General features: G+C 48.4%; 13 protein-coding genes and 5 tRNA genes. 12 read left to right on the forward strand and 6 right to left on the reverse strand.

Translation table 11 applies throughout. The features are described from left to right. Positions 1–300: 300 nt before the first annotated feature. A complete protein-coding gene (locus tag KQI64_RS03690; RefSeq protein WP_216523393.1) occupies positions 301–558 on the forward strand; it encodes a hypothetical protein in 258 nt (85 codons plus the stop codon). Positions 559–564: 6 nt separating this feature from the next. Then, the gene (locus tag KQI64_RS03695) at positions 565–1,806 is read left to right on the forward strand and encodes a tyrosine-type recombinase/integrase (protein ID WP_216523394.1); all 1,242 of its coding nucleotides are present in this window, start codon (positions 565–567) and stop codon (positions 1,804–1,806) included. 300 nt (positions 1,807–2,106) lie between these two features. Here the strand turns inward: KQI64_RS03695 and KQI64_RS03700 are convergent. Both KQI64_RS03700 and KQI64_RS03705 read right to left on the reverse strand, forming a co-directional pair. Further along, a tRNA-Ala gene (locus KQI64_RS03700) sits at positions 2,107–2,182 on the reverse strand. 56 nt (positions 2,183–2,238) lie between these two features. Beyond that, a tRNA-Ala gene (locus KQI64_RS03705) sits at positions 2,239–2,314 on the reverse strand. A 209-nt stretch (positions 2,315–2,523) separates the two neighbouring features. On the opposite strand from KQI64_RS03705, the gene KQI64_RS03710 reads away from it, so the two are divergent. Next, the gene (locus KQI64_RS03710; RefSeq protein ID WP_216523395.1) at positions 2,524–3,933 is read left to right on the forward strand and encodes an NCS2 family permease; all 1,410 of its coding nucleotides are present in this window, start codon (positions 2,524–2,526) and stop codon (positions 3,931–3,933) included. Between the two features lie 7 nt (positions 3,934–3,940). On the opposite strand, the gene KQI64_RS03715 is transcribed toward KQI64_RS03710, so the two are convergent. After that, positions 3,941–4,213: a hypothetical protein gene (locus tag KQI64_RS03715; protein ID WP_216523396.1), complete on the reverse strand. Its 273-nt coding sequence runs from the start codon at positions 4,211–4,213 to the stop codon at positions 3,941–3,943. Positions 4,214–4,243: 30 nt separating this feature from the next. On the opposite strand from KQI64_RS03715, the gene KQI64_RS03720 reads away from it, so the two are divergent. The 7 genes from KQI64_RS03720 (at position 4,244) to KQI64_RS10735 (ending at position 11,902) form a co-directional block, all read left to right on the forward strand. Next, positions 4,244–4,768 carry a hypothetical protein gene (locus tag KQI64_RS03720; protein WP_216523397.1) on the forward strand — a complete coding sequence of 175 codons (525 nt, stop codon included), beginning with the start codon at positions 4,244–4,246 and terminating at the stop codon, positions 4,766–4,768. A gap of 70 nt (positions 4,769–4,838) precedes the next feature. Beyond that, the gene (locus tag KQI64_RS03725) at positions 4,839–6,104 is read left to right on the forward strand and encodes a hypothetical protein (protein ID WP_216523398.1); all 1,266 of its coding nucleotides are present in this window, start codon (positions 4,839–4,841) and stop codon (positions 6,102–6,104) included. A gap of 2 nt (positions 6,105–6,106) precedes the next feature. Further along, the gene (locus KQI64_RS03730) at positions 6,107–9,982 is read left to right on the forward strand and encodes an InlB B-repeat-containing protein (RefSeq protein WP_216523399.1); all 3,876 of its coding nucleotides are present in this window, start codon (positions 6,107–6,109) and stop codon (positions 9,980–9,982) included. Positions 9,983–10,213: 231 nt separating this feature from the next. Further along, positions 10,214–10,864: a DUF6017 domain-containing protein gene (locus KQI64_RS03735; protein ID WP_216523400.1), complete on the forward strand. Its 651-nt coding sequence runs from the start codon at positions 10,214–10,216 to the stop codon at positions 10,862–10,864. A 202-nt stretch (positions 10,865–11,066) separates the two neighbouring features. After that, a complete protein-coding gene (locus tag KQI64_RS03740; RefSeq protein ID WP_216523401.1) occupies positions 11,067–11,363 on the forward strand; it encodes a type II toxin-antitoxin system RelB/DinJ family antitoxin in 297 nt (98 codons plus the stop codon). Positions 11,364–11,365: 2 nt separating this feature from the next. Continuing rightward, positions 11,366–11,689 carry a type II toxin-antitoxin system RelE/ParE family toxin gene (locus tag KQI64_RS03745; RefSeq protein ID WP_092968095.1) on the forward strand — a complete coding sequence of 108 codons (324 nt, stop codon included), beginning with the start codon at positions 11,366–11,368 and terminating at the stop codon, positions 11,687–11,689. Between the two features lie 45 nt (positions 11,690–11,734). Next, positions 11,735–11,902, forward strand: a complete 168-nt coding sequence (locus KQI64_RS10735) for a hypothetical protein (RefSeq protein ID WP_330622968.1) — start codon at positions 11,735–11,737, stop codon at positions 11,900–11,902. A 316-nt stretch (positions 11,903–12,218) separates the two neighbouring features. Here KQI64_RS10735 and KQI64_RS03755 read toward each other — a convergent pair. Further along, positions 12,219–12,295 (reverse strand) — tRNA-Arg (locus KQI64_RS03755). Positions 12,296–12,506: 211 nt separating this feature from the next. Here KQI64_RS03755 and KQI64_RS03760 point away from each other — a divergent pair. Together KQI64_RS03760 and KQI64_RS03765 are read left to right on the forward strand one after the other, a co-directional pair. Beyond that, positions 12,507–12,595: transfer RNA gene (locus KQI64_RS03760), tRNA-Ser, on the forward strand. A gap of 24 nt (positions 12,596–12,619) precedes the next feature. Beyond that, positions 12,620–12,709: transfer RNA gene (locus KQI64_RS03765), tRNA-Ser, on the forward strand. 127 nt (positions 12,710–12,836) lie between these two features. On the opposite strand, the gene KQI64_RS03770 is transcribed toward KQI64_RS03765, so the two are convergent. Both KQI64_RS03770 and KQI64_RS03775 read right to left on the reverse strand, forming a co-directional pair. Next, positions 12,837–14,090 (reverse strand): tyrosine-type recombinase/integrase, encoded by a 1,254-nt coding sequence (locus tag KQI64_RS03770; protein ID WP_216523402.1) that lies wholly within the window; start codon positions 14,088–14,090, stop codon positions 12,837–12,839. Next, a complete protein-coding gene (locus KQI64_RS03775) occupies positions 14,087–14,323 on the reverse strand; it encodes a DNA-binding protein (RefSeq protein WP_216523403.1) in 237 nt (78 codons plus the stop codon). The genes KQI64_RS03770 and KQI64_RS03775 overlap by 4 nt, the downstream gene beginning before the upstream one ends. Positions 14,324–14,514 lie beyond the last annotated feature (191 nt).

Below are 14,514 nucleotides of genomic sequence, written 5' to 3' on the forward strand. Positions count from 1 at the left end.
TGGTTGAAAACATTCTCGCCAACCTCAGTAAGTATGACCCCGCTTCCGTGGAGCGTCTCAGATACCAATGCCAGGAAGAAGTGAAAGAGATTCACGGTATGCTTCACTTTGAAGACGCCGTTGACTGGCAGGAAAGCTGGAAATAATCAGTTACACAAAAGAAATCACAACCCCTGCGGCGTTACGGAAAATGATGAAAGAAAGTGAAAAGAAAAGTTCGATTCTGTCTGGACTTTTCAAAAATCCGTCTGATATAATAGTGATGCTGCTTGTGGTTACAACAAATCAGGAGGAAAAAATATGACCACAAACAATACGAACACCAACACCAATCACACAAACACACCCCGTAAGCTCCCGAGAATGAGAACGATCCCCAAGGCTTACGCCGAGATCAAGGCGCTTGACAGCGGAACTTCTTTCAGCATGAGAGCGCTGAGAAGAATGGTGAAATCCGGCGAGATGCCGACCGTAACTGTCGGCAACAAGCAGCTGATTAACCTCGATCTGTTGATTCAAAAGATTTCCGGCTTCGATGACGGACAGCTCTGCGGTTGATGTATCATGGCAAATATCACTGAGCGAATGACAAAGGCAGGCGTGACCTATCGCATCAGGGTCAGCGCAGGCTACGACGGTAACTTCACGCAAATCATGAAATCCATGACCTACAAGCCAAAGCCGGGCATGTCGCAGAGGCAAATCAAAGCCGAGGTCAACCGTCAGGCGGTTCTGTTCGAGGAACAGGTCAGACAGGAACAGGCAGAAAAGAAAAAGCGCATTGAGCTGGGGCTGGAAGATGATTTCAGCCTCTCAGCAAAGCGCGTAAAGTTCAAGCCGTTGGCGGAGGAATGGATCGAGCTGATGGAAACCACGCACGAGATGAAACCGGCTACGATCATCCGTATCAAAACCATGCGCGAGCGTACATACAATGCAATCGGTGAGGTGTACGTTGACGTGCTGAACTACCGTCACATCCAAAAATTCATCACGAGCCTTGCGCAGGACGGCGTGAATCAGCACACGGGCGGCGGCTTATCGCAGAAAACGCAAAAGCACTATGTCACCTTCATTTCAGACGTGCTCAGCTATGCGCGCACCTGCGGATTGATAACCGACAACCCGTGTGTAAAGGTCAAAACCGTCAAGACAGGTGCAAAGGAAAAAGACATCTACTCCCTTGATGAGCTGAAAACACTGCTGAATCTGATCAATGAAAAGGCGGATTTACAGCACCGTGTGATGTTCAACCTGCTCGCTTACTGCGGAATGCGCCGCGGTGAGTTGATGGGATTGGAGTTCAAGGACATCGACTTTGAGAACAACACACTGGAAATCGTCCGCACATCGAACTACCAGAACGGCTCGACGGGTATCTATACCAGCACACCGAAAACCAAATCGAGCGTCCGCGAGCTGTATTTGCAGCCGCACCTGACGGAAATGATTCGTCAGTGGTACGATGAACAGCAGATGAATGCCGAAAAGTGCGGCGACCTGTGGGTCAACAGCGACAGGCTGTTCATCAACTGGCGCGGCGAACCGATGCGGCCGTATTATCCGTACAAGTGGCTCAAGGATTTCTGCGAGAGGGAAGGAGTACCGTTCAAAGGACTGCACAGCTTCCGTCACACAGTCGCGACGCAGTCAATTGTCAACGGAGTAGATGTGTCCACCGTGTCCGCGATCCTCGGACACAGCAACGTATCGACTACGCTGAACATCTACACCCACGCCGTCAGAAAAGCGAAGGCAAAGGCAGCGAACGTTATGGCGGGGCTGATAGACGAAAATGACCCGTAATGACCAAAATAATGACCTGAACCGAAAATGAACGGTTCAGGCAAAAAGAGAAGCTCCGAAAATGGCTGACCAAAGCCATTTTCGGAGCGGATGTAGATGGTGGAGATAACGTGTGTTTCGATCGTGCGAAAACTTCATCTCGCTTGCGGCGGCGTGCGAAAAGCCCAGTGTTTCTGCGGCTCTCTCGCTAAAAACGTCACACTGTGACGTTTTCTTAACGCTCGCCTTCGCGCCCCGTTATCTCCTTTTGGATTGCAGAATGAAACACGGACAATCCAAAAAAGAATTGTCCGTGTTTCTTGGTGGAGATAACGGGGCTCGAACCCGTGACCTCTTGACTGCCAGTCAAGCACTCTCCCAGCTGAGCTATACCCCCATGAGAATTTATTCTGTTTTGTTTAAGCCGCGCCGCAGTTTTGACTGCGGCGCTTCTGGTGGAGATAAGGGGATTCGAACCCCTGACCTCTTGAATGCGAACCAAGCGCTCTCCCAACTGAGCTATACCCCCAGACGCAGGATATATTATAGCATACAATTTTTAATTTGGCAAGTTTTTTATTCGAATTTTTTTATTCTTTTTTTCGCGCAGAATGGGAAATATATCTAAAAATATTACAAATGCGCTTATTATTCTAATAAAGACTTGAAAAAATTATTATATTTGATATAATTCTATTTGGAAATCTGTTTCCAAAAAAATTAGAGGAGGAACTTTCTTTGGAAAAATTATTCAAACTCAAAGAGAATGGCACCAACGTCAGAACCGAGATCGTCGCGGGCGTTACGACGTTTTTGGCTATGGCGTACATTCTCGCTGTCAACCCGAGCATTCTCTCGGCGGCAGGTATGCCCAGCGAGGCGATTTTCGCGGCAACTTCCATTTCCGCGGCGTTTGCTACTCTTATTATGGCGTTTTTTGCGAACTACCCGGTTGTTCTTGCGTCGGGCATGGGTCTTAACGCGTACTTCGCTTTCTCTGTTGTACCTCAGCTCGCGTCCCAGGGCGTGACTGACCCGTGGAAGGTAGCCTTGACCGCTATTCTGTTCGAGGGCGTTATCTTCATCATTCTCTCTATCTTCAGGTTCAGAGAGACTCTGGTCAACAAGGTGCCCAAGAACCTCAAGCTCGGCATTTCGGCAGGTATCGGTTTGTTCATTGTTATCGTCGGTCTCAAGGGTGCCGGCATTGTTACCACCGACGCGTTCGCGACTGTAAGCGAGACAGGCGAGGCGGTTGTTTCATCGTCAACTCTCGTTAAGCTCGGCGACGTCGCTTCTCCCGAATTTGTTCTCGCGATGGTCGGTATCATTGTTATCGCGGCTCTCTGGCACTTCAAGGTCAAGGGCGCGATTCTTATCGGCATTATCGCGACATGGATTCTCGGAATCATCGCACAGCTCACCGGCTGGTACCACGGTGTTTCCGTAATTCCCGATTTCGGCAACTATACCGTATTCGCTCCCGTTCAGTCAATGGCTGAGAACACCTTCTTCAAGTTTGACTTCGCTTATGTCGTTCAGAACGGCGTAAACTTCGCGGTAATCGTGTTTGCTTTCCTGTTTGTCGACCTCTTTGACACAGTCGGAACACTTATCGGCGTTGCTCAGGAGGGCAAGCTTCTCAACGAGAAGGGCGAGCTTCCCAGAGTTGGCCGCGCGCTTATGTCTGACGCACTCGGTACCGTAGGCGGCTCCATTCTCGGTACTTCTACCGTTACCTCTTATGTTGAGTCCACCACCGGCGTTGCTGAAGGCGGAAAGACAGGTCTTACCGCGTTGACCTCTGCTGTACTCTTCCTTCTGGCTCTGCCTCTCTATCCGATTTTCCTTGCGATTCCGTCCTTCGCAACTACTCCTGCGCTTGTATTCGTCGGCTTGCTGATGATCAAGAACGTAACCAAGATGGATTTCGACAGCGACATCGCAGACACAGTCGGCGGTTTCTTTGCTATCATCACAATGCCCTTCACCTATTCAATCGCGAACGGCATTATGTTAGGTATCATCACATGGGTAATCCTCAAGGTTATAACAGGCAAAATCAAGGACATTCACCCTGTTATGTGGGTATCATTCGCGCTGTTTGTCGTGCGAATAGTGACCATAGTCCTGGGAGTATCTTCATAAATTTGATTTATTCACCCGTCGGTTCCGGCGGGTGATTTTTTTCCGTTTCCGACATCTTCGTGCTCGCCAGAACCAGCTTGGAGTAATCCAGCGCGGTAAATTTCCGCGAGAGCTCGCCGATGGTGAGCGTGTAAGCGGTGTCGAGATCGGGAGCGCCGATATTGGCGCAGCCGAAGTATACAATATCGTCCTTTTGACCGAATATCGCTTTCTGAGGCTTCTCGGTTCCTGCCTTATCGAAGGTAACGCTCTCCTTGAGCGTCTGAAGATCAAGAAGCAAACATTTGTCGACCTTGTTATTCCCGAGGGAGTGACTCTTACCCCCAGACAAGGTATCAGCTGCAGCTTAGGCAAAAAAGGCGGCTCTGCCGCTCTGAGAATCCTCGGTGCGGGAATGATCGAGGCATCGGGTAAGAATGAATGTGCCGCCATAGGCGGAGATTCTGGAGAAGTAAACGGTCCTATTGAATTCCACGGACCGGAGGTAGCGGCTAAGGGATACAACGGAGGCGCCGGAATCGGCGGCGGCAAAAGCAAAATGGACGCCGATGAGACTACCTACATAAGTTTTTTGCCGGAAAGATCATCGCCGACGGACAAGACGGCGGAGCAGGCATCGGCGGCGGCAATAATCAGATCGGCGCCAAGACCTTCATTTACGGCGGCGAAGTATATGGCGGAGGTGCTAAAGGCGGCGCAGGTATCGGCGGCGGAAATGACGAGGGTACACGCGGCATCCGGATCTACGGCGGAGATATCGTTGCAGAAGGCGGTAAAGGCGGTGCGGGTATCGGCGCCGCCGAAGGAAGCGGCAATCTCGGCGCCGGCATCATGATCTACGGCAGAACAGTCCGTGCAACGGGCGGCGAAGGCGGCGCAGGCATCGGCGCCGGTGCAGACGAAATATGAACGGCGAGATCTATATCGGCGGTGAAAATACAGTTGTCAATGCTCAAGGCAGTAAAGGCGGTGCGGGCATCGGCGCAGGCGACGGTGATACCTCGTTCTTCACATCCGAGGGCGACATGAAAGGCACGATCACCATAGACTGCGGCGATAAAAGCAACATTGAGGCTTTTGGCGGCTATTCGTTTGAGGATGATGAATCCTATTATTTATATCCCGGTTTCAACGGCGCCGCGGCGATCGGAGCCGGTTATGCGGGAAATATGACCGGCGAGGTCTATATCAAGGGCGGTAATATCACGCTGTACAACGGATACTGCGCTGCCGGTATCGGAGGCGGTCAGGAGACGCCCGCTCTTTATCAGGGATGCGAAGGCGGAAAAGTATACGTCAGCGGCGGCAAAATGACGATCTGGGTCAGAAACAACAATGACGATGACACGAGAGGAAACGAGGCTATCGGCTCCGGAGCCAACGACAGGAAGTCAGGCTCCATCTACATCAGCCACGACAATAACCAGGCTGAGTCCGGTGAATCCTATATGCGTGTCCGCTACCAAGACAAGGACAACAACTGGGTAGCTGTCAATGCAAACAAACGCACGTCTAAGCTCCACTCGAGAAGCAATGTGCTGGTAGAACCGTGCGACCATACCGACGGAAACGGTGTGAACGGACTGACCTATACGATCAACGACGACGGTACTCATAATGAAAAGTGCAAATACTGCGATTATAATAAAACAGTGTCACACACAGACACGGGCGATACGTGTGTTTGCGGATATGAGAAGCCGATCTGTACAGTGACGCTGAAATCAGCGGCAGGAAACGCCCGGGCTAAGGTTGCAGAGGGAAACAGGTTTACCCTTATGTACGATGAAGGAGAGATTATTACAGCTAACACGAATCCCCCGACCTATTCTCGGGTAACAGGCTGGACGCTGAGGGGCGATGAGAACGACGAGGTTTATCAACCGGGCAGCGATGTGATCGTTACATCGTATATGACGTTTACTCTTGCTACCGAACCGGTATTGGCAATTGAGACGACCGAAACACAATACGGAAAATCGCTTTCGATTCCGAATACGCAAAAGCGGGTGAAACGGTCAAGTTCAGAGTTGAACTTGAACATAGATGCGATATCCGCAAAGCTTCTTATCGATATATCACCGGTTTTGAAAAGGATGAATTTGGCAACGATGTACCGGTTTATTCCGAACCTGTTACAATCGATGCTCATGCGGGTGAGAATCAGCTGATAATGCCCACGCTTCCGGAAGGAACAAGCGGTATCATCGTGTCGGCGGATTTCATTAAATATCCCAACTGTGTATATCTTGACTCCGGTATAGAGAACGGATATGTTAGATCCAGTAAGGATGAACCGGCTGAGAACGAGACCGTCTCCCTTACCGCATATCCCGATGAAGGTTATATACTCAAAGATATCACCTGCATAAACGAGAACGGCACGGTGATTGAGCTGACAAAGGTCGACGATACGCATTACACCTTCCCGATGCCCAATGATAACGTATTCGTATACGCGCATTTTGACTTCTCCGACAGCGCCGACGGAATGCTTGTCGGTCATTCGCTGAGCCTCAACGGCGGCTCATATAGGTGGGTTGGAAAGAACGGTTACGGCTATGTCGAGATACACGCAGAACGTCTGACCGTGAACGGCGGCAGCTTCACGAACTGCAATCTGAGCGCAGACAATTTCGTGACCGTCAACGGCGGTACTGTCAACAACGATGAAAACACCCGGATCAGTTGCCCGAACGGCACTGTAACAGTCAACGGCGGCGATATCCTCCTGAGATCGGACGGTTCTGCGGTCGACTGCAGCAGCTTTGTCTTTGGCGGCGGCAGTTTTAGTACAGAGGGCGGACGTGACGGCGTTGTCTATTCGCACGACAAGTCGGTCACGCTCAACTGGACGAACGAGAGCGACAGCATTTATGTTGGTCAGTACGGCTTCTGGCAGAGTATCGGCGGCGATACCTACCGATTCGACGGCTTCAACATGACCTTGCAGAAAAACTTTGTCGATCAGGACGGCACCAAATATCCTGCCGGCATCTACTTCAGCGATGATCTCAGATATAAAACCCTTCGTCCCGACATCGACAGGTGGAACTGGCTCCAACAGGAGATCAATGATTCCGATAGCGGCGACGTTATCCAACTGACGAGCGACTGTATCGCTGCTCCCGACGATTCCGCGCTGGTCGTTCCGGCGGGGAAAGATGTTCTCACCATCGACCTCAACGGCTATACGATCGACAGAGGGCTTGCGGACAAGGACGCTGTCGCGGGCGGCAATGTCATCACCAACAACGGTTCCTTGATATTAACGGGTGAAGGTACCGTAACAGGCGGCAAGAACACCTCAAACGGCGGTGCGATCGTCAATAACGGCGAGTTGGGTATTCTCGACACTACCATCAGCGGCAATACTACCACTAAGGACGGCGGCGCGATCTATAACAGCGCCACGCTGACTTTGAACGGCACAACGATTTCATCCAACAGCGCCGGTTACGGTACCTCCGGCAGCGGCGGCGCGATCTCCGCCCATGCGGGTGCGATCACCATTGTTGACGCTGAGATCACGGGCAACACAGCGGCTTCGCACGGCGGCGCGATCTATCTCGGCACAAAGGACGGCAATACTGCCACGCTGAATCTGGAAGGCGGCACCATTACCGGCAACACTGCCGGCAATCAGGGTGGCGGCATCCTGCATAACGGTATCCTGAATGTGAAGGGAACACCTGAGGTCTATGACAACACCGCCCCAAACGGCAACAACATCTATCTGCGTCCTTCCAAGCTGATCAATGTATCAGGTGAACTGACAAGCTCTCTTAATCTGGGCGTCACAAGAGAAAACAACGCAACGGACGTGTTCACCTCGAACCTTTCCTCAAACGGCTCGATTGAATCCTTCTTCAGCGATAACCCCGATTTCTATATCGCAGATAACGGTTCCGGTGAAGCTATTCTTCAGCGGTGCTACGTATTCAGCTTTGACGCAAACGGTGGCTCGGGCACACAGGAGCCCGTCCAGAGCACGACGAACAGCGCGAATCTTCCCGAATGTACCTTTGACGCTCCCGAAAACGCGGCGTTCGTAGCGTGGAACGACAACGGCACGATGAAGCGTCCCGGAGACAGCGTATCGATCGAATCCGGCTATACAAGGACGATTTCGGCGGTCTGGACTTACAAACACTCGATCACGGTCGATCTTCCGTCCAATGCCCACGGCTCCATCGTTCCCTATAAGGATAAAGCATTCAAGAACGAGACCGTCACCATGAATATTTCGGCGGACGAAGGCTACGCGCTCGATTATGTACGGGTTAAGGATGAAAGCACAGGCTTGTTCCTTACGGTACGGAACAATCAGTTCAGAATGCCCGACAGCGACGTAACCATCACCGCGGTATTCAAAGCCGCAACGCCCTATGTCAACGCGCAGGGTGAGGATATGACTCCCGTTCTCGCCGGACGCATCGGCGAAGGCGCGACGATCTGGGCGGATAAATGGCTCTTTGTCGACAGCGAGCTGACGATCAGTGACCGCGTGACCGTACAGGGTGAAGTGAACCTGATTCTCTGCGACGGAGCGGTACTGAATGTTCCCAAGGGAATCACCGTCAACGGAGCGAACAACAGTAATCTGACCATCTGGTGCCAGAAAACCCGCACCGGCACGTTGAATATCACCGATCCCGAATACGGCACCGGTAACGCCGGTATCAGCGGTGAAGGAAGAATCACAAGTGACGCAGGCGATGAATGCGGCGGCGGTATTATCACCATCAACGGCGGCATCATCAACACTGTAAGCGCTACAAACGGCGGCTGCGGTATCGGTACCGGACAGTTTTCCTTTATTGCCGACGAATGCCATATTACCATCAACGGCGGTACCGTTACCGCGGCGGGCAGAGATAACTACAGCGCGGGTATCGGCTGCAAAGAGGGCGAGATCACGATCACCGGAGGCAAGGTGAACGCAAAGGGCGGCTATGAAAAGGACTCGGATATTTCCGCGGCTCCCGGTATCGGTATCGGCGAGGTGAGAGACGGTCTTCGCGACGGCTCCGGCAATGCTGAGACCACCCTGACATGGACGGATGACAGCATGGAGACCATGTCCGTCACCTCAACCGGTTACAACGGCAGTGTCACACTGGATAATGAGTTCGTTGACAACAACGGCGAGACATACTACGGCGAGATCGACGATACCGAAATCCTTGAGCATACGACTCTCCGTCCCTACGACGAAATGGGCGTTACTCTCGCGGGTCATTCCGTCAGCCTCGACGGCGATATCGCGGTCAACTTCTATATGGAGCTGACTCCCGAGATCCTTTCACACACAGGCGTATATATGCAATTCACCGTGCCGGATACCAGCGGGGAATATCAGGCTCAGAAGGTTTATGTCAGCGACCTTGAACCGGTAACTTCGGGCGATAAGACCTATTATCTCTTTAAGTGCAGAGTGGCAGCGAAGAACATGACCTCAGAGATTCAGGCTCAGCTGATCGACGGCGACAATCACAGCATCATCTATACCTATTCCGTCCAAGAGTATGCGGATTACCTGCTCAGTCATACCGCCGGAAACGAAGAATATACGAAGGCGGCTCCGCTCGTCGAAAAAATGCTCCAATACGGCGCATACGCAAAGAAGTATTTTGATAAGACAGATACGCTTGATGATCTCGGTGAGGTTACGATCAACGATCCCGAAACAAAGTTTGATTTGCCCTCCGGCGTGACCTTTGAAGGCGCAACGCTTTCGCTCAAATCCGAAACCACTCTTTCGCTCTACTTCAAAAGCGGTACAACGCTTACATTCGACATGAACGGAAAGACGGTCGAGACCGCAAAGAACGGAGTGTATCAGGTGGCGCGTATCCGCGGAATCGCGGCAGGCGAGCTAAAAAACAGCTTTACTCTCAAAATCAACGGAAATGACGCTGTCACCTACAGCCCGATGAACTACTGTTACAATGTGTTGAACGACGGCAATGAAGATGAGAATTTGGTGAACGTTGTCAAGGCGCTGTATCAGTATTCTCAGGCGGCAAATCTGTATTTCGGTCAGTAGGGCTAACGGATGGGTAAGGAAAAATACGAATGCACCGAGCCGGAAGTCTTCAAATTCCTTACCGTCTTATCAATGAAGGTCACTTCAAAACAGTCAGAATAAAGTCATTTGACGAATGGCTTGACAATTCAGAATAGAATAACTCGGTCAATTATAGGCGCTTCATCGTTTTGGTGAGGCGCTTTTGTTATATACAAGCAAGTAGATTCCAATTCGAGGACGATCAAGGAGTTGGAGGATCATGGCTATCTTACGCGCCGGAGGTTTCGCTATCCGAACGGTCGTCTCGGAGATATTGAGTACACCATTCACGAACAGCCCGAAAGCGTGCCGGTTGAGCAGGCTCCACCAAAACCGGAATCACCTAAACGGGAAAAGCCCGTTCAGGTAAACTCAATTCAGGAAATCCCAGCACAGGCTGCGCCAACGTTGGAGAAACCCGCACAATTAAATACTAAACAATCAAAGACTAAAAAATCAAATACGAAAGAAATCAAAGATAAGATTGATAAGATAGACGCGCGCGCGTACTGCGAGCTGATCAAGCGCAATATCGAGTATGACATTCTTGTCGAACGCTACGGCGCGGAACGCTTAGATGCCGTTGTTGAGCTTATGCTTGAAGCGGTTGTATCTCAATCCCCGTATTGTGTGATTGCAGGAGGCAATCTGCCGCGGGAGGTTGTCAGAGCGCGGCTGCTAAAGATCAACTCTGCGCACATCGAGTATGTTTTCGACTGCCTTGACGGAAACACGAGCAAGGTCGGAAACATCAAGGCATATGTGTTGGCAACGCTGTTCAACGCTCCTGCTACGATGGATGAATACTATCGCGCAGAAGTCAATCACGATTTTTCGTTGCATGAGCGACGTAAGGCGTGATAATTAAACTCAAATCAAAACATAAAGGAGGCTGATGAAAACCTATTTTATAAAAGAGCAGATTCGGCAGTATATTAAATTCAAATGACGATGAAACTATGAAACAGTAAATGTAAAAATTTTTGAATTCATGTGAAATCGTATTGCTAATTGCTATACAAAGTGCTATAATATACATGAAGTAATTTTAGGAGGTTATTGTATGGCAACCAAAACAGCTAATGTTACGGCGAGAGTTCAACCGGAGATCAAAGCACAAGCAGAAGCAGTATTAGAGCAAATCGGTATGCCTGTATCTGTGCTGATCGACACTTTATACAGACAGATTATTATGACCGGCGGTATTCCGTATTCGCTTTCAATCCCGAAAATCCAAACGCTTGACAGTATGAGCTCCGAGCAGTTTGACGCAATGATGCAAAAAGGATACGATGAAGCGAAAGCCGGGAACGGTCTGCCGGTCGAAGATGCGTTTAAGAAAATCCGTGAAGGTATTTGAATATGGAATACTCCGTTAAATTGACTTCATATTCCGTATCTCAGATTCAAGAAACTGTTTCCTATATTTCAAAGGTTCTGCTTGTTCCCGAAACGGCTGTCGCTTGGTCTGACTATTTAGAAAAACAAATAGTGGGACTTAACAAAATGCCCGCAAGATTTCCTCTTGTAGATAAAGAGCCGTGGCGCTCTAACGGAATACGAAGAATGCCCGTGAAGAATTTTATAGTCTATTATTTTGTTGAGGAAAAAACAAAAGAAGTATGGGTTACAGCAGTTGTGTACTCAAAACGCAATCAACTTAACGCCTTAAAAGATATGCCATAAAAATATTATTCTAACGTCGTATTTCACTCACTGAGGCATTCCAGTATGACCTACAAGTTAAAGCTCAACCACGGCGATTTGAAGGCAACACAGGGCGATACGGGACACGCGGAGATTGATATGATTACAAAGTTTTCGCTCACATTCTGGATGAAGATCGAAAAATCAACGCACAGAAGTTTGAAACTGCCTTTTATTCCAACCCTGATTTAAGGCAATCAAAGCCTCAGCAGGAGCAGTCCGCAGCGCCTTCCGTTGATATAAATGCCTTGATCGAGCAATTAAAAAACTCTCCGGAATTGGCAAATGCATTGGCTTCTCTGCTTTAAGGAGAGAAAGCGACCGTTTCTCTCGATTAGCAACGAATTAGCAAAACGCGATTTCTATTAGCAAAAATATGGGATTTTGAACGCCTGCCAATTAGCAAATATTCATTTTATTCAAAGCTGTATTCATATTGCTTTTTTTACGGCAAACGGCAAAAAAGAAAAGCACCGCATACCTCAAAAATGAGATATACAGTGCGTTTTGGCGTCCCGGAAGGGATTTGAACCCCCGACACCCGCTTTAGGAGAGCGGTGCTCTATCCAACTGAGCTACCGAGACATATTCAGTTTTTTATAATAATTATTCAAATTTGGGAAATGAACCATCTTCCGCTTAGGAGGCGAACGCTCTATCCTAATGAGCTACTGAGACGAGTACTGTATAATTTTAACGTAAACTGAGCGCTTTGTCAAGCAAATAATAAAATTTCTACTTGACAAAATCATAGCGGTGTGATAGAATAGTCATTGCTGATACAGTCGGACTGTACGGAGAGATGTCCGAGTGGTTTAAGGAGCTAGTCTTGAAAACTAGTGATCCCGCAAGGGACCAAGGGTTCGAATCCCTTTCTCTCCGCCATTTTATTTAATGACTTTACCGCACGGAGGATTACTCAAGTGGTGAAGAGGCTCCCCTGCTAAGGGAGTAGGTCGCTAACGCGGCGCGAGGGTTCAAATCCCTTGTCCTCCGCCAAACCCCGAAAGCTCGAAAATGGCTTATTTAAGCCGTTTTCGGGTTTTCTTTTTTACTCGGACATCTCTAAATTCTGTTTTGTGTGTTATTTCTGATCTTTATGCGTGTTTTTTACAGTCTGGTCAAATCATTTTTCAAGCAGATTTGCAATGCTATTTAAGGCGTTTTCGTTTGTCTGCTGAATGACGTGAGCATAGATATTCAGCGTGGTGCTTGTCTGGCTGTGTCCGAGCATACTTGACACCGACTTTGCGTCTACGCCGCTTGCTAACGCTTGTGAAGCTACGAAATGTCTAAAGCTATGTAACGCTTTAAACGGTAAATTCTCGTGTTCACAAAAGCGTTTCAGCCATTTATACGGCGCACTTGGATGTAAAGGTTCACCGTTCCACTTGATAAACAACCTATCTGTATTTACCCACTGATCACCGCAAGCGATAGCCTGTTGCTTTTGTTCGGCTTGAAGCAGTTTGATCAATGTTAGAATCTTAGGTTGAATATAGAGGGAACGATAACTTGATTTAGTTTTCGGTGTATCAGTATATACGCCGTAGCCTTGATGATAATTGGAGGTTCGGGAAATAGTCAATACAGATGTACCATAGTTAATATCTTTGTATTCAAGCCCTAAAGTCTCACCGCGACGCATACCGCAATACGCCAAAAGATTGAAAAACAACTTGTATTTCAGAGGAGCTTTATCGTCGATAGCCGCTAGTAGCTTTTTGGCTTCATCAAGAGAGTAAATCTCTATTTCTTTTGTCGGTGACTTTGAAAAAGAAATGTCGCGGCAAGGATTGTCATTTACAATTCCGCTTTTCTTGGCATAAATCAAAACGTCACTGATAAACGTAAGATAATGCTTTTGCGTTTTCTTCGACAAACCTAACCCTGTTTTCTGATTAACACCGTTCCTACCGAGCGAGGTAATAAAAGATTGAATTTTCCGGTATGTCAAATTGCTGACTAAAACATTACCAATTGCCTTGTATGTACGCTGTCTGCATGATTTCATTCTCAATAAGCTGCTGTTTTTTAGCTCATGAGTTTCTTCCTGCAAAGATACCCATTCCTCGGCAAGTTCTTGAAATGTCATATGCTTTTTGGCATATTCAATCTCGTTTTCCTCTTTTTCTAGCTGTATACGTTCCTGCTCCTGCTTATCAGCTTCACGCTGTAATTGTTGCTCATAGTCTTGCTTGGCTTTTTCTTCAAACAAGACCGCCTGTCTGTTCAGCTCCTTTTCGATTGCACGCGGGCTCATTCCTTTTTCGGGTCTGTAGGTCATGCCTTTAGTCTGTTGTTTCCCATTGATATAGCCTAAACTAACCCTGATGAAATAGACCGTGCCGTTTTTGGTTTCTTGTGGCAGTATTGTCATGCTTTATTCCTTCTTTCCGAAAATAAAGCACAAGAATCACTGCCGATATTATAACATGCTAGTGTTTCTAAAATCAAGTCTAAGTTTACCAATACCTTATTCTCGATTTTGACCGAGGGGATTCGGCCTTCTTTTACCAATTTCCTCAATGCTTTAATAGAAAGATCTGTATTGGGATCAGCCGCCTTTATCTCAGCAAAAGCCTTCGGAATCGTCCTCATTCTTACGGACATAGTATATCACTTCTTTCATAATAATCTTAATTTATGAAAGTTCCGAAGAAGCTTTCCGACATGGCTTTTTTACACCTATATTATATCATATTTATGCTCTTAAGTCAAACTAATGTACGACAGTGCGTGCTCTAAAGCCTTGTGTTATAAGGAAAAAAACACACCAAAAAAATTTTCAAATTTTACAAAAA

It is taken from the genome of Lachnoclostridium sp. MSJ-17, assembly GCF_018918205.1.
Classification (GTDB): Bacteria; Bacillota; Clostridia; order Oscillospirales; family Acutalibacteraceae; genus Ruminococcoides.

What these genes read in the sequence shown, in the direction of transcription:
- KQI64_RS03690 (WP_216523393.1), top strand. Translation starts at nt 301, where the DNA reads ATGACCACAAACAATACGAACACCAACACCAATCACACAAACACACCC.
- KQI64_RS03695 (WP_216523394.1), top strand. Translation starts at nt 565, where the DNA reads ATGGCAAATATCACTGAGCGAATGACAAAGGCAGGCGTGACCTATCGC.
- KQI64_RS03725 (WP_216523398.1), top strand. Translation starts at nt 4,839, where the DNA reads ATGAACGGCGAGATCTATATCGGCGGTGAAAATACAGTTGTCAATGCT.
- KQI64_RS03730 (WP_216523399.1), top strand. Translation starts at nt 6,107, where the DNA reads ATGCCCACGCTTCCGGAAGGAACAAGCGGTATCATCGTGTCGGCGGAT.
- KQI64_RS03740 (WP_216523401.1), top strand. Translation starts at nt 11,067, where the DNA reads ATGGCAACCAAAACAGCTAATGTTACGGCGAGAGTTCAACCGGAGATC.
- KQI64_RS03745 (WP_092968095.1), top strand. Translation starts at nt 11,366, where the DNA reads ATGGAATACTCCGTTAAATTGACTTCATATTCCGTATCTCAGATTCAA.
- KQI64_RS10735 (WP_330622968.1), top strand. Translation starts at nt 11,735, where the DNA reads ATGACCTACAAGTTAAAGCTCAACCACGGCGATTTGAAGGCAACACAG.
- KQI64_RS03770 (WP_216523402.1), bottom strand. Translation starts at nt 14,090, where the DNA reads ATGACAATACTGCCACAAGAAACCAAAAACGGCACGGTCTATTTCATC.
- KQI64_RS03775 (WP_216523403.1), bottom strand. Translation starts at nt 14,323, where the DNA reads ATGTCCGTAAGAATGAGGACGATTCCGAAGGCTTTTGCTGAGATAAAG.